At 62.5% G+C, this 25,222-nt stretch carries 18 protein-coding genes and 1 tRNA gene; 15 read left to right on the plus strand and 4 right to left on the minus strand.

The window, feature by feature from the left end; translation table 11 throughout:
• The first annotated feature begins 259 nt into the window (after positions 1-259).
• From CKW30_RS04265 to CKW30_RS04280, 4 genes are all read left to right on the plus strand, one after another.
• Positions 260-1,528: a cytochrome c gene (locus CKW30_RS04265; RefSeq protein WP_371857516.1), complete on the plus strand. Its 1,269-nt coding sequence runs from the start codon at positions 260-262 to the stop codon at positions 1,526-1,528.
• Positions 1,525-1,998: a (2Fe-2S)-binding protein gene (locus CKW30_RS04270; RefSeq protein ID WP_095180063.1), complete on the plus strand. Its 474-nt coding sequence runs from the start codon at positions 1,525-1,527 to the stop codon at positions 1,996-1,998. The genes CKW30_RS04265 and CKW30_RS04270 overlap by 4 nt, the downstream gene beginning before the upstream one ends.
• Positions 1,995-4,229 carry a molybdopterin cofactor-binding domain-containing protein gene (locus CKW30_RS04275; RefSeq protein WP_095180064.1) on the plus strand — a complete coding sequence of 745 codons (2,235 nt, stop codon included), beginning with the start codon at positions 1,995-1,997 and terminating at the stop codon, positions 4,227-4,229. The genes CKW30_RS04270 and CKW30_RS04275 overlap by 4 nt, the downstream gene beginning before the upstream one ends.
• A gap of 171 nt (positions 4,230-4,400) precedes the next feature.
• Positions 4,401-5,513 (plus strand): alkene reductase, encoded by a 1,113-nt coding sequence (locus CKW30_RS04280; protein WP_095180065.1) that lies wholly within the window; start codon positions 4,401-4,403, stop codon positions 5,511-5,513.
• Between the two features lie 180 nt (positions 5,514-5,693).
• On the opposite strand, the gene CKW30_RS04285 is transcribed toward CKW30_RS04280, so the two are convergent.
• Positions 5,694-6,281: a TetR/AcrR family transcriptional regulator gene (locus CKW30_RS04285; protein WP_095180066.1), complete on the minus strand. Its 588-nt coding sequence runs from the start codon at positions 6,279-6,281 to the stop codon at positions 5,694-5,696.
• A gap of 138 nt (positions 6,282-6,419) precedes the next feature.
• On the opposite strand from CKW30_RS04285, the gene CKW30_RS04290 reads away from it, so the two are divergent.
• The 11 genes from CKW30_RS04290 (at position 6,420) to CKW30_RS04340 (ending at position 20,643) form a co-directional block, all read left to right on the plus strand.
• On the plus strand, positions 6,420-7,208 hold the full coding sequence (locus CKW30_RS04290; protein ID WP_095180067.1) for an SDR family oxidoreductase: 789 nt from the start codon (positions 6,420-6,422) through the stop codon (positions 7,206-7,208).
• A 54-nt stretch (positions 7,209-7,262) separates the two neighbouring features.
• Complete coding sequence (locus CKW30_RS04295; RefSeq protein ID WP_095180068.1) at positions 7,263-8,279, plus strand: NADP-dependent oxidoreductase; 1,017 nt, start codon at positions 7,263-7,265, stop codon at positions 8,277-8,279.
• Between the two features lie 659 nt (positions 8,280-8,938).
• Positions 8,939-11,344: a glucose/quinate/shikimate family membrane-bound PQQ-dependent dehydrogenase gene (locus tag CKW30_RS04300; protein ID WP_095180069.1), complete on the plus strand. Its 2,406-nt coding sequence runs from the start codon at positions 8,939-8,941 to the stop codon at positions 11,342-11,344.
• Between the two features lie 97 nt (positions 11,345-11,441).
• Complete coding sequence (locus CKW30_RS04305; protein WP_095180070.1) at positions 11,442-12,740, plus strand: carbohydrate porin; 1,299 nt, start codon at positions 11,442-11,444, stop codon at positions 12,738-12,740.
• 300 nt (positions 12,741-13,040) lie between these two features.
• Positions 13,041-14,546 (plus strand): glycine betaine/L-proline transporter ProP, encoded by a 1,506-nt coding sequence (gene proP, locus CKW30_RS04310; protein ID WP_041480305.1) that lies wholly within the window; start codon positions 13,041-13,043, stop codon positions 14,544-14,546.
• A 165-nt stretch (positions 14,547-14,711) separates the two neighbouring features.
• Complete coding sequence (locus CKW30_RS04315) at positions 14,712-16,415, plus strand: amidase (protein WP_095180071.1); 1,704 nt, start codon at positions 14,712-14,714, stop codon at positions 16,413-16,415.
• Between the two features lie 200 nt (positions 16,416-16,615).
• The gene (locus CKW30_RS04320) at positions 16,616-17,911 is read left to right on the plus strand and encodes an OprD family porin (protein ID WP_095180072.1); all 1,296 of its coding nucleotides are present in this window, start codon (positions 16,616-16,618) and stop codon (positions 17,909-17,911) included.
• 226 nt (positions 17,912-18,137) lie between these two features.
• A complete protein-coding gene (locus CKW30_RS04325) occupies positions 18,138-18,791 on the plus strand; it encodes a hypothetical protein (protein ID WP_095180306.1) in 654 nt (217 codons plus the stop codon).
• A complete protein-coding gene (locus CKW30_RS04330) occupies positions 18,788-19,303 on the plus strand; it encodes a hypothetical protein (protein ID WP_024013038.1) in 516 nt (171 codons plus the stop codon). The genes CKW30_RS04325 and CKW30_RS04330 overlap by 4 nt, the downstream gene beginning before the upstream one ends.
• A gap of 8 nt (positions 19,304-19,311) precedes the next feature.
• On the plus strand, positions 19,312-19,821 hold the full coding sequence (locus tag CKW30_RS04335) for a hypothetical protein (RefSeq protein WP_256584154.1): 510 nt from the start codon (positions 19,312-19,314) through the stop codon (positions 19,819-19,821).
• Positions 19,822-20,283: 462 nt separating this feature from the next.
• The gene (locus CKW30_RS04340; RefSeq protein WP_024012116.1) at positions 20,284-20,643 is read left to right on the plus strand and encodes a DUF6124 family protein; all 360 of its coding nucleotides are present in this window, start codon (positions 20,284-20,286) and stop codon (positions 20,641-20,643) included.
• 330 nt (positions 20,644-20,973) lie between these two features.
• Here CKW30_RS04340 and CKW30_RS04345 read toward each other — a convergent pair.
• The 3 genes from CKW30_RS04345 to selA all read right to left on the minus strand — a co-directional run bounded on the left by CKW30_RS04345 (position 20,974) and on the right by selA (position 24,400).
• Positions 20,974-21,069: transfer RNA gene (locus tag CKW30_RS04345), tRNA-Sec, on the minus strand.
• Between the two features lie 5 nt (positions 21,070-21,074).
• Positions 21,075-22,991 (minus strand): selenocysteine-specific translation elongation factor, encoded by a 1,917-nt coding sequence (gene selB, locus CKW30_RS04350; protein ID WP_095180074.1) that lies wholly within the window; start codon positions 22,989-22,991, stop codon positions 21,075-21,077.
• Positions 22,988-24,400: an L-seryl-tRNA(Sec) selenium transferase gene (gene selA, locus CKW30_RS04355; RefSeq protein WP_095180075.1), complete on the minus strand. Its 1,413-nt coding sequence runs from the start codon at positions 24,398-24,400 to the stop codon at positions 22,988-22,990. Before selA ends, selB begins: the two co-directional genes overlap by 4 nt.
• Between the last annotated feature and the right edge of the window lie 822 nt (positions 24,401-25,222).

The raw sequence follows: 25,222 nt of genomic DNA on the forward strand, positions 1-25,222 counted from the left end.
TACGGTGAGCCGGCGGGGGCGAGAATCCGTGCCACTGGCAACGCACTGATGCGCGGCGCGCAACGTTGCTTGTGGCGCAACGCGCTGTTGCGCGGGCCAGTGATTCTCCGCTGCAAGGGTCTTCTCTACGCTTTGGCCCTGGCGCAGACGTCCGCATCGGCGCCCTTCCCCCGGCTGCTACAAGGAGCGTTTCCATGACCCGCACTGCACTCGTCCTGCCACTGTCCGCCGCGTTTTTCTGCCGACCATGAACAGCCATTTGCTCAAATCCAGAACCCTGTGGATCAGCGTCGCCGTGCTCGCGGTACTCGGCCTGATCGTCGCCGTCGCGCTGATGTGGCGCCCGGCGATCGCGCCAATCAAACGGCCGACGTCATTCGATACTGCGCAATTGCAACGCGGCGCACGGGTGGTCGAGGCCGGCGACTGCGCGGTGTGCCATACCCGCCCCGGCGGCGAATACCTGGCCGGCGGGCTGCCGCTGGTGACGCCGTTCGGCACGCTATACAGCACCAACATCACCCCGGATGCGCAGACCGGCATCGGCGAATGGTCACTGCCGGCCTTCGAGCGGGCGATGCGCGAAGGCATTGCCCGCGACGGCCACTTTCTCTACCCGGCGTTTCCTTACGTGCACTACCGGCGCATGAGCTCCGAAGACATCGCCGACGCCTATGCCTACTTGATGAGCGGCCCCGCCGTACATGCGCCCGCCATGCAGAACCAGATGAATTTCCCGATGAACATCCGCCCGCTGGTGTCGTTCTGGAATCTGCTGTTTCTGCATGGCGAGCCGCTCACGCCGCAGGCCGAACACAGCGCGGCATGGAATCGCGGACGCTATCTGGTCGACGGCCCGGGCCACTGCGCCGGCTGCCATTCGCCGCTGAACCTGATCGGCGCGGAGAAATCCTCGGAGTATTTGAAGGGCGGCAGCGTCGATGGCTGGGAAGCGCCAGCACTGGTCGGCCTCGGCCAACGCGCCAATCCGTGGAATCGCGAGCAATTGGTCGGCTATCTGCGCGCCGATGTCGTCGATGGCCACGGCACACCGGCCGGCCCGATGCGCCCGGTCAGCCTGAGTCTGGCGCGCTTGCCGGCCAGTGAAGCCGAAGCGATTGCCGACTACCTGCTGAGCCTGAAAAGCCCGCACGCGGTGAGCGAAATCACTGCGCAAAAGCCGCCGAGCAGTCCAGCGGATCACAGCAGCGGCGCCCTGCTCTTCAGCAGCGCCTGTGCCGGATGTCACGCACCCGCCGCGCCGATGCGGGAAATCGACGGCCGCCCCGGCCTGCAAAGCACTTCGGCGCTGCAAGCGGCCAGCCCGCGCAACTTTCTCAAGACCGTGCTTGAAGGCGTGCCCGCCATTCCCGGCGCGCCCGGCCCGGTGATGCCGCCGTTCGCCGCCAGCCTCGACAACGCCCAGCTCGGCGCCCTCGCCGCGTATCTGCGCGAGCAAGCCAAACCCGATCAGCCATGGGCCGACCTTTCTTCCACTGTTGAAGCGTTACGTCAGGAGACGAAATGAGCCAGATCACTCTCACCGTCAATGGAGCCGCCCAAGCGCTGAAGCTGGAGCCGGACATGCCGCTGCTGTATGCGCTGCGCAACCACTTGAACCTCAACGGCGCCAAGTACGGCTGCGGCCTGGGCCAGTGCGGCGCGTGCACGGTGATCGTCGACGACCAGCCGGTGTTCGCCTGCCTCACACCCTGCGCAGGCCTTGAGGGGAAAAAGATCCGCACCGTGGAGAGCCTCGGCAGCGCAGAAAAACCCGGCCCGTTGCAAACGGCGTTCATCGACAAGCAAGCGGCGCAATGCGGTTACTGCATCGCCGGCATGCTGATGCGCGCGCAGGCGTTGCTCGAACGTGATCCGCACCCGGACGAACAAACCATCCGCGAGCACATGGCCGGCAATCTGTGCCGTTGCGGCACCCATTTGCGCATCATCGAGGCGATCAAGCAGGTGGCCGGGCACAACGGGAGCCTGACATGAGCGAAACAAACGGTTTGAACCCCAGCCGTCGGGCCTTCCTGCGCGGCGGCGCGTTGCTGATGGCCTTCACCCTGATGCCGGTAGCGCGGCGTGTCTTGGCCGACACCGAAGTCGACACCCTCGGCACCGTAGTGCTGGCCCCCGATCTGCCCGGCAGCCTGCGCACCAACCCTTACCTGGACGCGTGGATTCGCATCGGCGCCGACGGCATCACCGTGTACACCGGCAAAGTCGAACTGGGCACTGGAGTGAAAACCGCGTTGCTGCAAATCGCCGCCGAGCGTTTGCAGGTGCCGGCCAGCGCCGTCAATTTGCTCACCGCCGACACCGCGCTGACGCCCAACGAAGGCTACACCGCCGGCAGCCACAGCATTTTCGACAGCGGCACCGCGCTGTACAACGCCGCCGCGCAGGTGCGGGAAATGCTCGTCGATGCCGCTGCGCGCAGTTGGCAAGTTGATGCTGCGCAACTGAGCACTCGCGACGGAATCATCGAAGGGCCGACTGGTCAGCGCATTGCTTATGCCGACGCGGTCAAGCATGTCGATGTGCACCAATACGCCAAGGCGCAATCACCGACGATGGCGGCGGCCGACTTCAAACTGATCGGCCACAACCTGCCGCGCCTGGACATTCCGGCCAAGGTCAGCGGCGGCGCGGCATTTGTGCAGGACATGCGCCTGCCGGGCATGCTGCACGCGCGTGTCATCCGCCCGCCGCGTCCCGGCTGCACGCTTCAGGCGTTCGATGCCGCGTCCATCGAGGCGTTGAACGGCGTGGTCAAAGTGATTCGCGACGGCAACTATCTGGCCGTGGTCGCCCGTGATGAGTGGCAAGCGATCAAGGCCATGCGCAGCGGCATTGAGAGTGCCAAGTGGAGTGGTGGCGAGGCGATTCCCGAAGCCGCCGGGATTCACGATTTGCTCAAGCAATTGCCCTCCAAGCGCTATCCGATCAGCAACACCGGCAATGCCGGCGGCGCGACCGAAACGCGCTTCAAGGCGCGGGTGACCAAGCAGTACTTGATGCACGGTTCGATCGGCCCGTCCTGTGCGGTGGCCTGGTTCAACGACGGCGTGCTCACGGTGTGGACCCACACCCAAGGCGTCTATCCGCTGCGCGCCGGTATCGCCGAGATGCTGCGGCTGCCGCCGGAGCGTGTGCGCTGCATTCACACCGAAGGCTCGGGTTGCTATGGCCACAACGGCGCCGATGATGCCGCCGCCGATGCCGCGCTGATCGCCATGCGCCTGCCGGGCACGCCGGTCAGGGTGCAATGGATGCGCGAGCAGGAAAATCTCTGGGAGCCGTACAGTTCGGCGATGGTCACCGAAATCGATGCTGGCCTCAGTCAGGGCCGTTTGCAGGACTGGAACTACGAGCTGTGGACCACGCCGCACAACGAACGCATCGTCAATGCCGGGCGTTTGCTGCCGGCACGTGTATTGGCCAGACCCTTCGCCTCGGCGCCGTCGGTGCCGATCGCCCAGCCCGAAGGTGACGGCGATCGCAACGCGGTGCCGCTGTACGAGCTGGGCGCGACGCGGATCAACATGAACTTCGTCACCACCATGCCGTTCCGCACTTCGGCCATGCGCTCGCTCGGTGCGCACATCAATATCTTTGCGATCGAGGCGGGTATTGATGAGTTGGCGATCAAGGCCGGACTCGATCCCGTGGCGTTGCGCCTGGCCCATCTGAGCGATCCGCGTGCCCGCGCCGTGATCGAGCGCGTGCGTGACGAAATCGGCTGGCCCCACAAGAGCAACGAGCCCGGCGCGGGGATCGGTTTCGCCTTCGCCCGCTACAAGAACATCATGGGTTACTGCGCCCTCGCGGTGAAACTGCGGGTGCATCCGCAGACCGGCGAGATCCGTGTCGATCATGTGGTGACGGCGGTCGATGTTGGCCAGATTGTCAGCCCAGATGGCCTGCGCAATCAGGTCGAGGGCGGCATCGTCCAGTCGACAAGCTGGACGCTCTACGAACAAGTCGCCTACGACGCGGGCGGCATTCGCAGCTACGACTGGAGCGGTTATCCAATTCTGCGTTTCACGCAATTGCCGAAAAAAGTCGATGTGCACCTGCTCGATCAACCGGGCGAACCTTTCCTCGGTGCTGCCGAAATTGTCCAAGGGCCAATGGCTGCTGCGCTCGGCAACGCGGTCAGCAATGCCACTGGCCGGCGCTGGCTGAATCTGCCGCTGACTCGCTCGACCCAGCCCGCCTGAACCACGCCCGCGTTCATCAGCGATGAGCGCGGGTGCCGTTGCGTTGCGCGCAAAACTGCGTAGCGCCGGCCACGGATTATCAGCCCCGCCGCCCCCGGTTAAGTTACCTGCACAGCGCGCGGCACTTGGCTGCCGCGCTTGAACCCTAGTCATCGACATCCGGAGCTACCCATGACCCGTCGCCTGTTCCAACCCATCGCACTCGGCCCTTACACCCTTGCCCATCGCGTGGCGATGGCGCCCTTGACTCGCTCGCGCGCTGGCCAGCCGGGCGACGTGCCGACTGCAATGAACGCCGAGTACTACCGCCAACGCGCCAGTGCTGCGCTGATCATCACCGAGGCCACGCAGATCTCCCAACAGGGCCAGGGCTATGCGTGGACGCCGGGGATCTACACCGATGCGCAAGTCCAGGCGTGGCGCGAAGTCAGCACGGCGGTGCACGCAGCGAACGGTCTGATCTTCATGCAGCTGTGGCACGTCGGCCGGGTCTCGCACCCCAGCTTTCAGCCGGACGCCGGCTTGCCGGTGGCGCCAAGCGCCCTGCCAGTGCCGGGCAAGACCTTTATCGTCGATGAACAAGGCAACGGCGTGTGGGGCGATGTACCGGTGCCGCGCGCCCTCGAAACGGCGGAAATTGCCGACATCGTCGAAGACTATCGCCGCGCTGCGCGTAACGCGTTGAACGCTGGCATGGACGGCGTGGAAATCCATGCCGGCAACGGTTATCTGCTCGACCAGTTCCTCAACAGCAACAGCAACCAGCGCGACGACGCCTATGGCGGCAGCGTAGAAAACCGCGCGCGCTTCCTGCTCGAAATGGTCGCCGCCGTGGCTGATGAAGTCGGTGCCGAGCGCGTTGGCGTACGCCTGACGCCAATGGGTCGCTTCATGGGCATGGGCGATGACACGCCTGAAGCGACCTTCGGTTATCTGGTCGAAGCGCTCAACCAGTGGAATCTGGCCTACCTGCACCTGGTCGAGCCGGCCATGGTCGGCACGGTCAAGGACGAAAACTTTGATCCGCGCTGGGACGCGATCATTGCCCAGTTGCGCCAGACCTGGAACGGCGTGCTGATCCTCGCTGGCGGTTACGACGCCGAGTCCGCCGAACAGGCGCTGAACACCGATCGCGCCGACATCATCGCCTTTGGCCGGCCATTCCTGGCCAACCCGGATCTGCCGCGTCGGCTGCACGATGGGCTTGAGCTGAACACACCGGATCCGAGCAGTTTTTTCGGCGGCGATCAGCGTGGTTACGTCGATTATCCGTTTCACGCTTGAGTTTCTGAGGCGAAGTGCTGGCGTTCGGCTTTGGTATCGCGCCGGATTCACCCCTCACCCCAGCCCTCTCCCCAGGGAGAGGGAGCTGATCTATGGAGCATTCAGAGCCGGAGTTCGACCCGATATCAGCGCCTGGCGTAAATCGCCCAAACAACTCGGTCAGTCCCCTCTGGGAGAGGGTTAGGGTGAGGGCGCCTCGATGACTGGCAACGATGCCGTCATCGAAGCGTGACACACCGCCAGAATCTCATCGGCCAGCGCCGAGTCATCCGGACAGGCCCGCGACAGCATGATCGCCCCGACCGCGCGGGCCAGCAGATCGATCATCCGGGTTCGGCCCTCACCTTGCGGTGCATCCGCTGCCGTCGGGTATTTCTCGCCGAGCGTCCGTAACGTGCGCTCGATGCCTTCAGCGAACGCCGCTTTTACGTCCCCGGACTGTCGCGCCGCATCGCCGCACAGCGCCGCCATAGTGCAACCGGTGGAACGGCCGTCGCGATGGTCGCGGGACACGTACACGTCGATGAAATCCTGCACGCTCATGCTTTCGGCGGCGGCCGTGGACTGCGCCAGGCTATTGGCCGAGGCTTCGGCCATCAGGTCGGCCTTGGAGCCGAAGTGTTTGTAGAAACCGCCGTGAGTAAAACCGGCGGCCGCCATCAGGTCAGCCACGCCGACCCCGTCATAACCGCGTTCGCGGAACATCACTGATGCCGTTTCGACAATGTGCTCGCGATTGGCCTGAGCCTGAGCTTTGGATACGCGCATGTTGAATCCTCCAGCGCTGAAAAATCATGGCTCGATGATACATAGATGTTAGCCATAATCAAAACCGTTGACATCTTAGATTTCGGTCATCATCCTAAAAGCCCGCAATCAGTCTTCACCTGAAAAAGAGCCAACACCATGACTACTCGCCCTACTGTTCTGATCACTGGCGCCTCCACCGGCATAGGCGCCGCCTACGCCGCACGTTTCGCCCAGCGCGGGCACGATCTGGTGCTGGTCGCCCGTGACCAGTCGCGCCTGGACAGCCTTGCCGCCGGTTTGCGCGCTGAGCACAACGTCCATGTCGAAGTGCTACAGGCCGACCTGACGCAACTGAGCGACCTGCAAACCGTCGAGGCGCGTCTGCGTGACGACTCGCGCATCGGTATCCTCGTCAACAATGCCGGCGCCGCGCAGTCCGGCACCTTCATCGAGCAAAGCACCGACAGCGTGGCGCAACTGGTCGCGCTTAACACCACCGCGTTGGTGCGGCTGGCTAGCGCCATCGCCCCGCGCTTGGCCAAGGCCGGCGACGGCGCGATCATCAATATCGGCTCGGTGGTGGGCCTGGCGCCGGAGTTCGGCATGTCGGTGTATGGCGCGACCAAGGCGTTCGTGCTGTTTCTCTCCCAGGGCCTGAGCCTGGAACTGTCGCCACAGGGCGTGTATGTGCAAGCGGTCCTGCCCGCCGCCACCCGCACGGAAATCTGGGACCGCGCCGGTATCGACATCAACACCCTCACCGACATCATGGAAGTCGGCGACATGGTCGATGCAGCGCTGGTCGGCTTCGACCGTCGCGAAGTCGTGACCATCCCGCCGCTGCACGAGGGCGAGCGCTGGGATGCCCTGCAAACCGCGCGGCAGGGCCTGTTGGGGGAGATCCGCCAGTCGGCTGTTGCGCAACGTTATCTGACTCAGGCCTGACCTCATTCAAACCCGCCGCTATGCCGGCGGTTTCTACCGACAAGAGCATCCGCAATGAAGGCATTTTTCATCGAGCGCTACGGCAAGCAGAACGGCCGGATTGGCGACATCCCGGAACCGCAGGTCGGCGCACACGACGTGCTGATCGAAGTGCGCGCCAGCAGCGTCAACCCGCTGGATCTGAAGATTCGCAGCGGCGAATTCAAGATGATCCTGCCCTATCAAATGCCTTTGATATTGGGCAACGATGTCGCCGGCGTGGTGCTCAGCACCGGTGCGGCGGTCAAGCGTTTCAAGCCGGGCGATGAGGTTTATGCGCGTGCGCCTGAAAACAGGATTGGCACGTTTGCCGAACGCATCGCTGTCGATGAAACAGCGATCGCGTTGAAACCCGCCAATCTCGCCATGACCGAGGCGGCTTGCATGCCGCTGGTGGCGTTGACGGCGTGGCAGGCACTGGTCGAAGTCGCCAACGTGCAAAAAGGCCAGAAGGTACTGATTCACGCCGGCTCCGGTGGCGTTGGCACGGTCGCCATTCAACTGGCCAAACACCTCGGCGCTTTTGTTGCGACTACGACCAGCACGGCGAATGTCGCGTGGGTCAAGGCGCTGGGCGCTGATGTGGTGATTGATTACAAACAGCAGGATTTCGCCAATGAGCTGCGCGACTACGACGTGGTGCTCAACAGCCTCGGCGGCGATGTGCTGGAAAAATCGTTGAGGGTGTTGAAACCGGGCGGGCAACTGATTTCCCTGTCAGGGCCGCCGACTGCGCAGTTCGCTCAGGAGCAGGGTTTGTCGTGGCTGCTCGGGGTGGTGATGCGCCTGCTCAGCAGTGGTATTCGGCGCAAGGCGCGCAAGCGTGGGGTGGGTTATTCGTTTCTGTTCATGCGTGCCGACGGCATCCAGTTGCAGAAAATCACTGCGTTGATTGAGGCCGGGGTGATCAAACCGGTGATCGATCGTACTTTTCCGTTCGATCAGATAGCTGACGCCTTGCACTACGTTGAACAAGGCCGGGCAAAGGGCAAGGTTGCTATCGCGGCCAACCTCAAAAGCCCCTCACCCTAGCCCTCTCCCAGAGGGAGAGGGAACTGACCGAGCTGAATGCGCGAGTAACGCCGACCTGAAATACCGAGGCGAACACAGGTCTCAAAAAGCCCACAAATCGGCTCCCTCTCCCAGAGGGAGAGAGGACTGACCGAGTTGAATGCGCGAGTTACACCGACCTGAAATACCGAGGCGAACACAGGTCTCAAAAAGCCCACGAATCGGCTCCCTCTGCCAGAGGGAGAGAGGACTGACCGAGTTGAATGCGCGAGTTACACCGATCTGAGATACCGAGGCGAACACAGGTCTCAAAAAGCCCACAAATCAGCTCCCTCTCCCAGAGGGAGAGAGGACTGACCGAGTTGAATGCGCGAGTTACACCGACCTGAGATACCGAGGCGAACACAGGTCTCAAAAAGCCCACAAATCAGCTCCCTCTCCTCGGGGAGAGGGCTGGGGTGAGGGGTGAATCCAGCGCGGTGTCCAAGCATGTGCATTGCAATACCACGCTCAATCCGCCCCTCCTGCTGAAACCTCGAGAAACCCCTCTCAACTTGCGTTTTGCTAATCCTGCACCACGCTTGATTCACAGAAGTGCACGTTTTCATGGCAAAACTGCGGTTAACTGAATGGTTAGTTACCGCTATAATCCCGCGCTTCATTCAAACGGGACTTTCAATGTGAACCACAGTCAACGCGTCTCAGGCGTTTCAACGTTCATTCTGGTCGGCCTTGGCGTGATCATCGCCCTGCTCGGTCTGGCGCTCGCGGCCGGCGGTGTGAAGCTGGTCAGCCTGGGCGGTTCCTGGTACTTCCTGGTCGGCGGTCTGGCGATGACCGTTTCCGGCGTGCTGATCGCACTGAAGAAAACCGCAGGCGCCTGGTTGTTCGCCGCGTTTCTCGTGGCCACCGCGATCTGGGCCGTGGCTGACGCCGGGCTGGTGTTCTGGCCGGTGTTCTCGCGGCTGTTCATGTTCAGCGCCATCGGTATGGTCGTCGCTCTGGTCTACCCGCTGCTGGCGCGCGCCAATGGCCGCGTGGCCGGTCGTGGCGCGTATGCCGTGGCCGCTGTGCTTGCGGTCGGTGTGGCCGTTGCGGCGGGCAACATGTTCGTCGCCCACCCAACCGTTGCCGCCACTGGCACTGGCCCGGGCCTGACTCCGGTCGAGCCGGCCAAGGCGCAGAAAGACTGGGCGCACTACGGCAACACCGAAGGTGGCAGCCGCTTCGCCGCGCTCGATCAGATCAACCGCAACAACGTCGACAAATTGAAAGTCGCGTGGACCTACCACACCGGGGACGTCGCCGAGAGCGATGGCAACGGCGCCGAAGACCAGCTCACCCCGCTGCAGGTCGGCAACAAAGTCTTCATCTGCACCCCGCACAACAACCTGATCGCCCTCGATGCCGACACCGGTAAAGAGCTTTGGAAGAACGCGATCAACGCGCAATCGAAAGTCTGGCAGCGCTGCCGTGGCATGGCCTATTTCGACGCCACCGCGACCATCGCTCAGCCGAGCAACTCTTCGATCATCGAAGCCAAACCGGCGCCGGCTGCCAACTGCCAGCGTCGTCTGCTGACCAATACCATCGATGCTCGCCTCATCGCGGTCGATGCTGACACTGGTGAGTTCTGCCAGGGTTTCGGCAACAACGGCCAGGTCGATCTGAAGGCCGGTCTGGGTGATGTTCCGGACAGCTACTATCAGTTGTCGTCCGCGCCATTGATGGCTGGCACCACCGTAGTGGTTGGCGGTCGTGTTGCCGACAACGTGCAGAGCGACATGCCCGGCGGTGTGATTCGCGGTTTTGACGTGATCACCGGCGCCATGCGCTGGGCGTTCGACCCGGGCAACCCGCAGGACCGCAACGCACCGGCTGACGGCAGCACCTATGTGCGCAGCACGCCGAACAGCTGGGCACCGATGTCCTATGACGCGGCGACCAACACGGTGTTCCTGCCGATGGGCAGCTCGTCCACCGACATCTATGGTGTCGAGCGCAGCGAACTGGACCACAAGTACGGCGCCTCGATCCTCGCGCTGGACGCCAGCACCGGTGAAGAACGCTGGGTGTTCCAGACCGTGCACAACGATCTGTGGGACTTCGACCTGCCGATGCAGCCGAGCCTGATCGACTTCGACAAGGACGGCCAAAGCGTTCCGGCGCTGGTCATCGGCACCAAGGCCGGGCAGATCTATGTGCTCGACCGCGCCACTGGCAAGCCGCTGACCGAGGTCAAGGAAGTACCGGTGAAAGCCGCGAACATCCCTAACGAGCCGTACTCGCCGACCCAGCCGAAATCCGTGGGCATGCCGCAGATCGGCGCGCAGCACCTGACCGAATCGGACATGTGGGGCGCCACGCCGTACGACCAGTTGCTCTGCCGTATCGACTTCAAGAGCATGCGCTACGACGGCCTGTACACAGCGCCGGGTACCGACAAATCGCTGAGCTTCCCGGGTTCGCTGGGTGGCATGAACTGGGGCAGCATCTCCACTGACCCGGTGCACGGTTTCATCTTCGTCAACGACATGCGCCTGGGTCTGTGGATCCAGATGATCCCGTCGCAGAACAAAGGCCAGGCCGCAGGCGGTGGCGAAGCGCTGAACACCGGCATGGGCGCTGTTCCGCTCAAAGGCACGCCGTACGCGGTGAACAAGAACCGCTTCCTGTCGGTGGCCGGCATTCCGTGCCAGGCGCCGCCGTTCGGCACCTTGACCGCGATCGACATGAAGACCCAGAAAGTCGCGTGGCAGGTTCCGGTCGGCACCGTTGAAGACACCGGTCCCCTCGGCATTCGCATGCACCTGCCGATCAAGATCGGTCTGCCAACCCTCGGCGGCACCCTGTCGACCCAGGGCGGCCTGATCTTCATTGCCGGCACCCAGGACTTCTACCTGCGCGCCTTCAACAGCGGCAATGGCGAGGAAATCTGGAAAGCCCGTCTGCCGGTCGGCAGCCAGGGCGGCCCGATGACGTACGTTTCGCCGAAAACCGGCAAGCAGTACATCGTCGTCACCGCTGGCGGCGCACGCCAGTCGACCGATCGTGGCGATTACGTGATGGCCTACGCCCTGCCGTAACTCATTGCCGCACAACCAACCTCCTCCAAGCGCGCGGTGCCCCAAAGCACCGCGTCGCGGTTTTATTGCGTTAAAGATTTCAGCAGGAAGGATTCACATGTCATCGGCTGTTCGCTTTTCTCGTACCAAGCTTTCCACTGGCCTGTTGCTGGGCCTGAGCTGCGCTACTGCCCTACCCGCGCTGGCCGCCAGCGATTCCGGTCTGCTGACCCGCAGCACCCTGACCGGTGACTGGGGCGGCTTGCGTCATCAACTCGATGAAGACGGCATCAAGTTCACTGGCGATTACAGCGGCGAAACCGCTTACAACGCCGACGGCGGCCTGCACCGTTCGGCGCGCTACTCGCAGAACATCAAGCTCGGCGTGCAGTTTGATCTGAGCAAACTCTACGGCGTCGACAACGCCGGCAAAGTGCAACTGACCATCAACGACCGGCGCGGCAACAGCGCGTCGGAAGATCTGGTCGGCAACCGCTTGCCGATTCAGGAAAACTACGGCGGCCTGTACACGCGCCTGACTGAACTGAGTTACGAGCGCAGCCTGTTCACCCCGGCGCTGAACGTGAAGCTCGGCTACATGGCCATGGGCAACGACCTCGGCGGTCTGGATAGCGGCATTCTGTGCAACTTCATGAACGCCGGTTTCTGCGGTCACCCGCTGAACATGTCCGGCGGCAGCGGCTGGACCAACTACCCCAACGCGCGTCTGGGCGTGCGGGTCAAATACGACCTGTCGCCGTCCTGGCAACTGCGTGTGGCTGCGTTCAACGTCGACCCCGAGAGCAACGGCAATTCCAGCCGCGCCTGGCATCTGGGGCCGAAGCACACCACCGGCACCGTCGTGCCGATCGAGTTGGTGTACAAGCACGCCGGCGAGCTGCCGGGTGAGTACAAGCTCGGCTATTACTACGACAGCTCTGACGTCAAACGCATTGGCAGCGACGATGAAGTGTCCGGTCGTGGCGGACATTATTTGTTGATCGATCAGGCCGTATGGCGTTCGCCGACCTCCGAGGGCCGCAGCCTGCATGCGTTCGGTCAGTATTCGGCGGCCAGTGAAGCCGCCTCGCCGTTCAGCAAGTGGTACGGCACCGGCGTGGTTTTGTACAAACCGTTCGAAGGCCGCCCGCGTGACACCGTGGCGCTGGGCTATGGCCGCGCCGTGCCGAACCCGCGCAGCCGCGATGTGCAACAGGATGCCGCGCTGGCCAATGGTGCTGCGTTTCCGAACCTCGATAGCGCCGAGCAGTTGATCGAGTTGGGCTACGGCTACCAGGCCACCCCATGGCTGACCCTGCGCCCGAACCTGCAATACATCATCGAACCGGGCGCGTTTTCCGGGCAGGACATCGACAATGCGCTGGTGGTGGGCTTGCAGGTGAAGGCTGCGCTTTAAGCCTTGTAATGGATGTCATGGCGTCATCGCTGGCAAGCCGCCTCCCACAGGGTTTGACGGCGGACACAAAATCCCGGCAACACCCAAAACTCTTGTGGGAGCTGGCTTGCCAGCGATAGCGGTGGGTCAGGCAATACAGCTCCAACAAGGCTCGGAGTTGCACCTCCCCCACCTGTCGAAATTAATTCCAGCCCATCGGTGAATTATTTCGTGTCCGCATGTATCTGAGCCAGAAGAGCCGGCGCCATCATGGAGATGGCATCGCAGCGGTAATCTGGATCAGCGAGCGGGAACAGCGCAATGAAATCACGCAAGAACACCGTCAAACCGATCGGTTTGAAAGACATCACCATTGTCGACGACGCCAAGATGCGCAAGGCGATTACCGCCGCCGCACTGGGCAACGCCATGGAATGGTTCGACTTTGGCGTCTACGGCTTTGTCGCCTATGTGCTCGGCAAGGTCTTCTTCCCCGGCGCCGATCCCGGCGTGCAAATGATCGCCGCGCTGGCGACCTTCTCCGTGCCGTTCCTCATCCGTCCGCTTGGCGGTTTGTTCTTCGGTGCCCTGGGCGACAAATACGGACGACAGAAAGTCCTCGCCGCGACCATCGTCATCATGTCCCTGAGCACCTTCGCCATCGGCCTGATTCCGTCCTATGCCTCGATCGGCATCTGGGCGCCGATCCTGCTGTTGCTGGCGAAAATGGCCCAAGGCTTCTCGGTCGGTGGTGAATACACCGGCGCCTCGATCTTCGTCGCTGAATACGCGCCGGACCGCAAACGCGGCTTCCTCGGCAGCTGGCTGGATTTCGGCTCGATCGCCGGTTTCGTCTTCGGCGCCGGTGTCGTGGTGCTGATCTCGACGATTCTCGGTGAACAGCGCTTCGAAGAATGGGGCTGGCGGATTCCGTTCTTCCTCGCCCTGCCGCTGGGCATGATCGGCCTGTATCTGCGCCACGCCCTGGAAGAAACCCCGGCGTTCCAGCAGCACGTGGAAAAACTCGAACAAGGCGACCGCGAAGGCCTAGCCGGTGGCCCGAAAGTGTCGTTCAAGGAAGTCGCAACCAAACACTGGCGCAGCCTGATGACCTGCATCGGCGTGGTGGCGGCGACCAACGTCACCTATTACATGCTGCTCACCTACATGCCGAGCTACCTGACGCACAACCTGCACTACAGCGAAAACCACGGCGTGCTGATCATCATCGCGATCATGGTCGGCATGCTCTTTGTGCAGCCGCTGATCGGTTTCATCAGCGACAAGATCGGCCGCAAGCCTTTCATCGTCGTCGGCAGCATTGGCCTGTTTATCTTCGCCATTCCGGCGTTCATGCTGATCAACAGCGGCAGCATCGCCCTGATCTTCTCCGGCCTGCTGATCCTCGCGGTGCTGCTCAACTTCTTCATCGGCGTGATGGCCTCGACCCTGCCGGCGATGTTCCCCACGCACATCCGCTACAGCGCGCTGGCCAGTGCCTTCAACGTCTCGGTGCTGATCGCTGGTCTGACCCCGACTGCCGTGGCCTGGCTGGTGGAAAGCACCAACGATCTGTACATGCCTGCGTATTACCTGATGGTCATCGCCGTGGTCGGTCTGGTCACTGGCGTGACCATGAAGGAAACCGCCAACAAACCCCTGCGCGGCGCGGCCCCGGCGGCTTCCGACCTCGAAGAGGCCAAGGAACTGTTGCAGGAACACCACGACAACATCGAGCAGAAAATCGAAGACATCGATGCCGAGATCGCCGAGTTGGAGGCCAAGCGCAAAGTGCTGGTCCAGCAGCATCCGCGCATCAATGAATGATCCGCTGGACGCAGAAAAAATCGGCGGGGCCGTCACCCCGCCGATTACTCGAAGCGCGGCTTGGTGTTAAATAGGCGCCAGTCTTGACCTTGTCGCTTAAAGCCGTGCAACGAGAACCGCTATGAATACCCCTGCCCCAAACAACCACGCTCAACAGGTGACCCAATGATCGAAGTCACCGAAGTCTCCATCGCCCAACTGCGCGCCGCCCTCGAATCCGGCCAGACCACTGCCGTGGAGCTGGTGCAGGCCTATCTGGCACGCATTGATGCCTACGATGGCGCCGACACTTCGACGGCACTCAACGCCGTCGTCGTGCGCAACCCTGAAGCGCTGAACGAAGCCCGCGCCTCCGACGCCCGCCGCGCCAACGGTGAAACCCTCGGCCCGCTCGATGGCATCCCCTACACCGCCAAAGACAGTTATCTGGTCAAGGGCCTGACCGCCGCTTCCGGCAGCCCGGCATTTGCCGATCTGGTCGCCCATCGCGACGCCTTCACCATCGAACGCCTGCGCGCTGCCGGGGCGATCTGCCTGGGCAAGACCAACATGCCGCCGATGGCCAATGGCGGCATGCAACGCGGCGTCTATGGCCGCGCCGAAAGCCCGTACAACGCCGCTTACCTCACCGCCCCGTTCGCCTCCGGCTCGTCCAATGGTGCCGGCACCGCCACCGCTGCGAGTTTTGCTGCGTTCGGTCTGGCCGAGGAAACCTGGTCGAGCGGACGCGGCCCTGCGTCGAACAACGGCCTGTGCGCCTACACCCCGTCGCGCGGGGTGATTTCGGTGCGCGGCAACTGGCCGTTGACCCCGACCATGGACGTCGTCGTGCCGTTCGCGCGGACCATGGCCGACCTGCTCGAAGTGCTCGACGTGGTCGTCGCCGAAGACCCGGACACCCGTGGCGACCTCTGGCGCCTGCAACCGTGGGTGCCGATCCCGCGCGTCAGCGAAGTGCGCCCGGCTGCGTACAGTGAACTGGCCGCCGATGCCAAAGCCCTGGCCGGCAAACGCTTCGCCATCCCGCGCATGTACATCAACGCCGACCCCGACGCCGGCACCAGCGAAGCCCCCGGCATAGGCGGCCCGACCGGCCAGCGCATCAACACCCGCGCATCGGTGATCGATTTGTGGAAGCAGGCGCGCCAGGCCCTCGAGGCCGCTGGCGCCGAAGTCATCGAAACCGACTTCCCGCTGGTCTCCAACTGCGAAGGCGACCGCCCCGGCGCGCCAACCGTGTTCACCCGTGGGCTGGTGTCGAAAGAGTTTCTCCATCATGAACTGTGGGATCTGACCGCGTGGGCGTTCGACGACTTCCTGCAAGCCAATGGCGACCCGAAGCTTAATCGTCTGGTCGATGTCGACGGGCCGAAGATCTTCCCGCACGACCCGGGCACCCTGCCCAACCGCGAAGGCGATCTGGCCGCCGGCATGGACGAATACGTGCGCATGGCCGAGCGTGGCATCACGCCGTGGAATGAGATTCCTACCGTGCCTGACGGCCTGCGCGGTCTGGAGCAGACCCGGCGTATCGACCTTGAAGACTGGATGGACAACCTCGGCCTCGACGCCGTGCTGTTCCCGACCGTCGCTGACGTCGGCCCGGCCGACGCGGATGTCAATCCTGCTTCGGCCGACATCGCCTGGAGCAACGGCGTCTGGGTGGCCAACGGCAACCTCGCGATCCGCCACCTCGGCGTCCCGACCGTCACCGTGCCCATGGGCGTGATGGCCGATATCGGTATGCCGGTCGGCCTGACCTTCGCCGGCCGCGCCTACGACGACTCGAACCTGCTGCGCTTCGCCGCCGCTTTCGAATCCACCGGCAGCAAACGCCAGATCCCACCGCGCACACCGCCGCTGGCTTAATGCACTGTGTCAGCTCCCACAAACCCTGTGGGAGCTGGCTTGCCAGCGATGGCGGCCTGACGGCCGCCACAGTTCTAATTGACTACCCCCGACTCCCACAGGTTTTGTGGTGAAAGCTGCCAACTCAGCACATCAACCCAATCCTCTTTGTTCCCAATCTTCGATCATCAGCGCCATTCGAATCACCACCGGCCCTGACCATGATCAACCGCGCGCCCTCCCGCCTCACCCTGCTTGCCATGCTCTGCGGTCTGACCGGCACCGCCCATGCCAGCGGCTTTTTCGACGACGCCAAAAGTGATGTCCTGCTGCGCAACTTCTACCTCAGCAACGACTACCGCTCGCCCACGCCCTCCGGAAAAAACTACAAACAGGAGTGGGCACAGGGCTTTATCGGCAACTTCTCATCCGGTTTCACCGAGGGCACAATCGGTTTCGGCATTGACGCCCACGCTTTCGCCGGCCTGAAACTCGACGGTGGCAAGGGCCACTCCGGCACCGGTCTGCTACCGGTCGACAGCGATGGTCGCAGTGAAAACAACTATTCCAGCGCCGGTGGTGCGCTCAAATTGAAAGCTTCGCGTACCACTCTGGCCTTCGGCGAAATGACCGTGGAAACCCCGGTCTTCGACACTTCCGACAAACGCCTGCAACCGGAATACGCCACAGGCTTTTTGCTCAACAGCGCCGAGTTCGACAACGTCAATCTGGTCGCCGGGCATTTCACCGCGTTCAAGAATCAGGACAGCTCTTCCGGCCAAGGCGACTTCTACGGTTACGGCGCCAACACCGAAGCGGGTGGCATCAGCTTCGTCGGTGCCGATCTGTTCAGCTCAAGCCCGGTCGGCGGCGCACTCTACGCCTCAGAACTGAGCGACACCTGGCATCAGTATTACGGCAACCTGCATTTTAAACAGGCCGGCGTGCTGCTCGACGCCAACCTCTACCACACCCGCGACACCGGCCGCGCAGTGGCCGGCGAGATCGACAACACCGCCTTCAGCCTCTCCGGCAAATACAGCTTCGGCCCGCATGCGGTGATGCTCGGCTGGCAGCGGATCAATGGCGACACGCCGTTCGATTTCGTCGGCGGCGACTCGATCTACCTCGCCAACTCGATCAAATACGCCGACTTCAACGGCGCCAACGAACGCTCCTGGCAAGCCCGCTACGACCTCGACCTCGGCGCTTTCGGCATCCCCGGCCTGAACTTCATGACCCGCTACGTCAGCGGCAGCCACATCGACGGTACGCACGCGCCGAAGGGCGGCGCCTATAACCCTTTCGACGCCGACAGTGGTGACTATCAACCGCAACAGGGCGATGGCGGTAAACACTGGGAACGCGATATCGACCTGAAATATGTCGTGCAATCCGGCGCCGCGAAGGATCTGTCGGTGCAGCTGTCGCACGTCACCCACCGCGCCAACGAAGCACAGGCTGGGGATGACATTGACCGGATTTACGTGGTCGTTCAGTACCCGCTGGGTTTTTGAGGTAACACGATCAACCCGCCCACAGGTTCCTGCGTCGGGCACAAACCATGAGTTTGCTCCTTGAGATCAAAATCAAATGATTTCAGCGTACCGCAGCGCCTACAGCAGCTAGCCAAGTGCCATCACCTCGTTTATTCTGCGCCCCCGCATAAAAAGCCAAGCCAGGAAGGCATTGATTGACCTTCCTGTTTGTAGTCAATCAACGCAAGCAGATTCAGGGATGTACATGTTTCAGCTATTCAAACTCGGAGCGGCCGTCGTGCTCGCCGCGACGCTCAGCGGCTGCATTACCGAAAGCGCTTCCTGGGTCAGCGAACCCTTGCAACCCAAGGCAAGCGAGCCAGTCAGTTATCTCGTTGGCTCAATCGGGCCGCAATCACTCAAGCAATCAGCCGCTGACAACCAGCGAATCTTTTTCCGCAAACGCGGTTCCGAATACGGTGCGGCCGGCGTCTGGAAAATGGCCGGCGCCTATTCCACGCCGCAGGATGTTCAGGACGGTGTCGGCGCAGCGAGCGTATTCGTGCTTCCCCTGAAGCCGGGCGATTACGAGTTCTATGATTTCCAGTTCTTTTCCGCACGTTATCAACCTGGGCTAGGCACTGTTTTCACCTCGAGAGAGGCGCGGGAGAAATTCAACCTGCCGATGCGCCTGGAACCCGGCAAGGCCTATTACATCGGCGAGTTCCGTTCGCTCTGCCTGACAGCCGGTTTCTGCGCGTTCCGCTGGAGTGATCAGAACGCCCGCGATGCGCTGATTGCGCAACGTCTGGCGCCAGGATTGCCAACGCTGCAACCGCTGAATCTCGACCTGAACAGTGCTCAGCCCTACATCTTCACCGGCCCCATCCCGGGTATTGCCGTGGACGCCAAACCATGAAAAAAATCATCGCCCTCACCGCCGCCGCTCTGTTGACCGGTTGCGCGGCGACCAACACCTTGCCCGAGCGCACGCTTACGGACGCTCAGGATTATCTGCAGCCGATTCACGTTATGGTCGATGACCCGGAAAACGGCTCCAGCCTGCGCAACCACCTGCGTCAGACCGGTGTGTTCCGCACCATCGAAACCGGCAGCGGTAAAGCTGACGAGTACAACGTGCAGGTCAAACTCAATGTGGAACGTCACCTGCCGCCGTTTCCGGTGATTCTGCTGAGCACCGCGACGTTGTTCTTGCTGCCGCTGTCGAACGAATTCGATACGCAAACCGAATTCACCGTGTACCAGGGTGACAAGCGACTGAAGCAATACACCTATCGCAACATCACTCAAAAATACGTCTGGCTACTGGATCAGGGCGGCGAGATGCGCGAACAGAACCTCGGCCGCATCGCCCGCGCCTTCGCGCAGGATGTGCAGCAGGACCGGCTGATCCCGGCAGTCGCGCAATGAACCGCGCGATGATAAAAGTCGCCGGCCTGCTCTGTGCCTCACTGATGCTGGGCGGCTGCGCCAACACCTTGCAGCCGCTCGATTACCATGCCGATCAGGCCTACGTGCCGGTCACGCTCGGCATGGGGCCGGCGTATACGCGCATCGACGAGCAGCATCAGCGCGAAACCGTCAGCGTCCTGAAAAAGACCGGCGCGTTCTCGATGCTCGACGGCGGTTACACCCGCAACGGCTACAGCCTGTTGATCACCGAACCCAGCGACGGCAAGGTCAACTGGCTGGCGCTGGTCAACATCTTCACCCTGTTCACCTTTCCGATGCCCTACCACTACCAGGACAACCTGCGCGGCTCGGTCTTCAAGGATGGCCAACTGCTCAAAACCTACAACTACTCGCGCGAAGGCTGGAGCGTGATGACGTGGTATGTGCCGATTCCCGGGGTCGAGAACAAACGGCAGATGCTCGATCAGTTGTTGGTTGAAATGGACCGGGACAAGTTGATTCCGTATCAGCCATAAGGTTGGGTTTTGGGCTGGTGCGGTGGACTGCGGCGCAATGAATTGCAATGTGGGAGCGAGCCTGCTCGCGAAGAGGCCATCAGGTTCGGCGCAATTCTTTGATTTAAACGAAGCTGTTTAAAAGACACCTGCGGATACGGTCTCAAGGCTACAAATCCTTGCGCCATTGCCTACAGCCAAGCCAGAATCCGCCGGCTTGTGCGCCTTGGGGGCGGGTTCTATTGTGGTGCGGTCGCTGACGAATCAGCGATCGGGTTTAGCGATCCGGCACCTTACAGACGCACCAATGCCCAGCCTCGATTGCATTTTTCGATCTGCACTTGATGTCATGGTGGCTGTGCGTGGGAGACCTTCGAGTCTACCCGGGGTTTCTGTGACCCGGATCGCTAACCTGCGTACAGCCGCCACCTTTACTTGTTTAGCGATGAGCCGTGGCGGCTAAATCAACCACGGAGTCTGATCATGATCAAACCAACACCCAACCCACCCGAATCCGACCCCACCTCCCCCTACGAATCCCTCGATTCGAAAAAACTTCACCAAGCCGCCGACCGCGCCCTCGACCACTACCTCTGCCCACCCGGCTCTACCCCGCCACCCTTCAGCCCCCGCGCCATGTATGCCGTCACCGCCGACACCAAAAACGAAGACCTGCTGGCCAACGCCTGCGAAACCCTCGCCTCCGCCAAAACCATCGCCCAGGAGTTCGCCGGACTGGTGAAACCGTCACAGCGCCGAACGCTGATGGGGATCGCGCAGCTGATCATGCTCGGAGAGTTGGCGGTGAATCGGGTGCTGGATAATCTGGAATTGCCACAGTAGCGGGCCTCGCTAAAGGATGCTGAGTGAGGCGCCTTCGCGGGCAAGCCTACACAGGGTTTTCTGTCAATCACATGGCTTCGTTCACGCCGCCAACTTTGTGGGAGCGAGCCTGCTCGCGAATGCGGTGGGTCAATCTCTGAGATGTCGACTGATATACCGTTTTCGCGAGCAGGCTCGCTCCCACATAAGTTCGCGGCTGCCTCTGAATAACTGGCGAACCAAACGGGCCAGACTACGTTTCTCCTGCATTCAGAATCAACGCAGCCTTCGGCAGCTCCTACATCGATTTGTAGGGGCTGCGGAAGGCTGCGATCTTTGCTCTTAGGAGACTGGCGGAAGACAGCCGGAGTCGAACCTGCCCGGGAACGGATGCCGTCCCCAACCGGGTTTGAAGCCCGGCCGCGCCACCGGGCGCGATTGTCTTCCTGAACTCAGGGTGCGCAGACGTCAGCCAGCGCGTTGTCGGGGCGGATCTGGCGGGATTCGCCGAGCCGGCGGGTCAGGCCGAGTCGGTCGAAATATTCCAGATACTGAATACAGCGTTTGCGTCCCAAGCCTAGCGCATCGCGGAAGGTTGTCACTTGAATCGACGGATTTTCTTCGGCGAGTTTCAGCAGTAGCGCCGCCATTTGCCGCAGGACGATGTCGCTGATAAACAGGTCGCGCACCACCTGGTGCATCAGGCCCAGCCGTGCGAGTTTGCGCAGCAGCAGGCGGACACTGGCGTCGTCTTCGCCGAGCATTTTCGCGGCGTCGCGCACCCACGGCGGGTCGAAACCGGCCTGTTCGAACAACGGCTGTAATTGCTGCCAGAGGATTTCGTCGTCGGTATTCAGGCGCACCTGATGGTCGGGCAGGTGCAGCCAGGGGCCGCTGGCGAGGATGGAGCCGGCGTTGAGCAGTTCGTCGAGCAGGCTGATGAACGTCGAGCGTTCCAGTGCCAGCGCGCTGAAGCGGCGCAGGCGATCACGGTCCGGCCCCATCTGGTCGGGTTCCTGTTCGTGGAATCGCGCCAGTTGCTCGAGCAAAGTGAATTTCAACTGGCCCCAGCGCTGCACGTTGAACAGCAGCGGACCTTGGCGGGTGTCGATCAGGCGGATGTTTTCTGCCAGCGTCCACTGCGGGCGCGGGCGGTTGAACTGGCGTTCGAGGCGTTGCGGGTCGAGGCCGCCGGGGCTGTGGTTGAGCAGTGCCGGCAGGGCCTGTTCGAGGCTGACGCTAAGGGCAAGGGTTTGCAGTTGCGCGAGGCGTTCCAGGCTGCGGCGTTGGCGTGCCGGAGCGAATGGGTCGAGCACAACACCGCCGCCCAATGTGCGCTGGGCGCTGGCGTCGCGCAGGATCAATCGATCGCCTTTCACTGCGTGCACCGGCGCGTTGATCAGCAGTTGCGCGAACATGCGCTCGCCGGGGCTCAGGCGCGGGCCTTGCAGCAAGGCGACGCGGGCGATGACATCCTGGGTGCCGAGGTGCAGATGCACTGGGTGAAAATGTTCAAAGGTGCGCTCGCCGGGCAACAGCTGAAAGTCGATGTCGACGCGCTGGGTCGGGGCGTGCAGCCAGTCCGCCAGCAGCCATTGGCCACGGTGGATCTGCGTCAGTTCCAGACGTTCGCCGCTGAGGTTCAGCGCCACGCGCTGACCGGCGAAGGCCTGCTCAGCGGCCTGGTTTTGCGCGTGCAAGCCCCGGATGCGTACCGATTTGCCGGCAGGCGCCAGAACCAGTTTGTCGCCCACTGCAACCGTGCCCGATAGCGCGGTGCCCGTGACCACGACCCCCGCACCCGCGACGCTGAACGCCCGATCAATCGCCAGACGAAAGCCGCCGTCACAACTGCGCGCCTGCACCTCGTTTTGCGCCTGCAATAATGCCGCGCGCAACTCATCGACGCCCTGCCCGCTCACGCTCGACACGGTAAAAATCGGCGCATCCGCGAATGGCCCGGGCGCCAGCAAATCGAGCACTTGGCGCTGCACCTCTTCCACCCTGCCCGCTCCCGCCCGGTCGCATTTAGTGATCGCCACCAGCGCGCGGGGGATGCCGAGTAGTTCGACGATCGCCAGATGTTCGCAAGTCTGCGGCATCACGCCGTCGTCGGCCGCGACCACCAGCAACACCAGATCGATGCCCTGCGCACCAGCGAGCATGTTGTGGGTGAATTTTTCGTGGCCGGGCACGTCGATGAAGCCGGTCAGCCCGGAGCCCGCTGCGAGTTCGGCGTAGAGATAACCGAGATCGATGGTCATGCCGCGTTCGCGCTCCTGCGGGCGGCGGTCGCCGGTTTGCCCGGTCAGCGCCTGCAACAGCGAAGTCTTGCCGTGGTCGATGTGCCCCGCCGTGCCGACGATCACGGATCGACCTGCAATTGCGGCAACTGCGCCAGCCACGCTGGCTCAGCGTCGAGCTGGCGTAGATCCAGCCACAGCGCATCGTCGCCGATTCGCCCGAGCACCGGGATCGGCAAACCGCGCAACGCTGCTTCGAGATTGAGCAGATAACGCCCGCGCCAGCGCTTGGACACTTGCGGGCGGCAACACAGCGCTGCACTCGGCAAGCGCGCCACCGGTTGGCTGCCGCTGCCGATCATGCCCAACGCCTCGACCGCGCTGACCTGCCAGACCTCGCCCAACACATCGGCGAGCAACGGTTGCAAACGCAGAGCCTGAGCATGAATGTCGGCCTGGGGCCGGGTCAGCAGGCGCAGGCTCGGCAGACGCTCGGCGAGGCGATCCGGATCGCGGTACAGACCGAGCACCGCCTCCAGCGCGGCCAAGGTCAATTTATCGACCCGCAGTGCGCGCTTCAGTGGATTCTTCTTGATCTTCGCGATCAGTTCTTTGCGCCCGACGATCAACCCGGCCTGCGGCCCGCCGAGCAATTTGTCGCCGCTGAAGGTGACGATGTCGGCGCCATCGAGCAATGCCTGACGCACCGTCGGTTCCGCCGGCAGGCCCCAGCGCGTCAGGTCGAGCAGACTGCCGCTGCCCAGATCTTCCAGCAACGGCAAGCCATGAGCGTGTGCCAACTCGGCCAGTTCCGCAGTCGCCACCCGCGCGGTGAAGCCTTCGATGCTGTAGTTGCTGGCATGCACGCGCATGATCAACCCGCTGCGCGGACCGATTGCCGCTTGGTAATCCCGGGCATGGGTGCGGTTGGTGGTGCCGACTTCGTGCAGGCGCACGCCGGCCCGGGCCATGATGTCGGGGATGCGGAAAGCGCCGCCGATTTCGATCAGCTCGCCACGGGAAATGATGCCTTCCTTGCGCGCGCCGAGGCTGTTGAGCGTGAGCAGCACGGCAGCGGCATTGTTGTTGACCACGGTGACGGCTTCGGCGCCGGTCAGTTCGCGGATCAGGCCTTCGATCAGGTCGTCCCGATCACCGCGCTTGCCGCTAGCCAGATCGAACTCGAGATTGAGCGGATAGCGTGCAGCCATCTCCACCGCTTCAATGGCTTCTTCGGGCAGCAAGGCGCGACCGAGATTGGTGTGCAGCACCGTGCCGGTCAGGTTGAACACCCGACGCACCTGACTGCGCTGCTGTTGCGCCAAGCGTTCGCCGACGCGGCCGGCGAGCACTTCGGGGCCAATTTCCACGGCCGCCAATTGCCCGCTTAACACGTCAGGCCTTAGCTCATCGAGCAACTGACGCAGACCAGTCAGCAACAAATCCCGGCCGTAACGCTCGGCCAACGGCGCGCACGCCGGATGACGCAACAACCCATCAATGGACGGCAACCGCAGGGCAACGCTGGAAGACATCAGCCACTCCTGATTTCACTGAAACAATCCCTTTTGAGAGCAAGCTTGCTCCCAAAAGGGTTTCAGAAGTGTAGACGCACTGCCGGAGCTAGCCTGCTCGCGAATGCGGTGTGTCAGTTGGTGTGGATGTGGCTGACCTGACGCCTTCGCGAGCAGGCTCGCTCCCACAGGGAAATCCGGGGCTGACCGGGCTTTGTGATTCGGCACATAGACTTGTGGGAGCTGGCTTGCCAGCGATTGCGGTGGGTCCGTCAAAGAAGGTGGTGGATGTGCCGACCAATCGCTGGCAAGCCAGCTCCCACAGGGATTCGGGGTGGAATGAACATTGTTGGTCACCACAAAACCTGTGGGAGCGAGCCTGCTCGCGAAAGCGGTGTGTCAGTCAATGTGGATGTGGCTGACCTGACGCCTTCGCGAGCAGGCTCGCTCCCACAGGGAAATCCGGGGCTGACCGGGCTTTGTGATTCGGCACATAGACTTGTGGGAGCTGGCTTGCCAGCGATTGCGGTGGGTCCGTCAAAGAAGGCGGTGGATGTGCCGACCGAATCGCTGGCAAGCCAGCTCCAACAGGGATTCGGGGCGGAATGAACATTGTTGGTCACCACAAAACCTGTGGGAGCGAGCCTGCTCGCGAATGCGGTAAGTCAGTCAAAGATGATGTGTCTGAAACGACGCCTTCGCGAGCAGGCTCGCTCCCACAGGGAAATCCGGGGCTGACCGGGCTTTGTGATTCGGCACATAGACTTGTGGGAGCTGGCTTGCCAGCGATTGCGGTGGGTCCGTCAAAGAAGGTGGTGGATGTGCCGACCAATCGCTGGCAAG

Origin of the sequence: Pseudomonas sp. Irchel 3F6 (assembly GCF_900187595.1) — a bacterium.
GTDB lineage: Bacteria > Pseudomonadota > Gammaproteobacteria > Pseudomonadales > Pseudomonadaceae > Aquipseudomonas > Aquipseudomonas siliginis.

Coding starts and splice junctions, on each gene's coding strand:
- CKW30_RS04315 (WP_095180071.1), top strand. CDS start 14,712: ATGATCGAAGTCACCGAAGTCTCCATCGCCCAACTGCGCGCCGCCCTC.
- CKW30_RS04275 (WP_095180064.1), top strand. CDS start 1,995: ATGAGCGAAACAAACGGTTTGAACCCCAGCCGTCGGGCCTTCCTGCGC.
- CKW30_RS04285 (WP_095180066.1), bottom strand. CDS start 6,281: ATGCGCGTATCCAAAGCTCAGGCTCAGGCCAATCGCGAGCACATTGTC.
- CKW30_RS04335 (WP_256584154.1), top strand. CDS start 19,312: ATGATAAAAGTCGCCGGCCTGCTCTGTGCCTCACTGATGCTGGGCGGC.
- CKW30_RS04320 (WP_095180072.1), top strand. CDS start 16,616: ATGATCAACCGCGCGCCCTCCCGCCTCACCCTGCTTGCCATGCTCTGC.
- CKW30_RS04295 (WP_095180068.1), top strand. CDS start 7,263: ATGAAGGCATTTTTCATCGAGCGCTACGGCAAGCAGAACGGCCGGATT.
- CKW30_RS04330 (WP_024013038.1), top strand. CDS start 18,788: ATGAAAAAAATCATCGCCCTCACCGCCGCCGCTCTGTTGACCGGTTGC.
- CKW30_RS04290 (WP_095180067.1), top strand. CDS start 6,420: ATGACTACTCGCCCTACTGTTCTGATCACTGGCGCCTCCACCGGCATA.
- CKW30_RS04270 (WP_095180063.1), top strand. CDS start 1,525: ATGAGCCAGATCACTCTCACCGTCAATGGAGCCGCCCAAGCGCTGAAG.
- CKW30_RS04280 (WP_095180065.1), top strand. CDS start 4,401: ATGACCCGTCGCCTGTTCCAACCCATCGCACTCGGCCCTTACACCCTT.
- CKW30_RS04305 (WP_095180070.1), top strand. CDS start 11,442: ATGTCATCGGCTGTTCGCTTTTCTCGTACCAAGCTTTCCACTGGCCTG.
- CKW30_RS04325 (WP_095180306.1), top strand. CDS start 18,138: ATGTTTCAGCTATTCAAACTCGGAGCGGCCGTCGTGCTCGCCGCGACG.
- selA (WP_095180075.1), bottom strand. CDS start 24,400: ATGTCTTCCAGCGTTGCCCTGCGGTTGCCGTCCATTGATGGGTTGTTG.
- proP (WP_041480305.1), top strand. CDS start 13,041: ATGAAATCACGCAAGAACACCGTCAAACCGATCGGTTTGAAAGACATC.
- CKW30_RS04340 (WP_024012116.1), top strand. CDS start 20,284: ATGATCAAACCAACACCCAACCCACCCGAATCCGACCCCACCTCCCCC.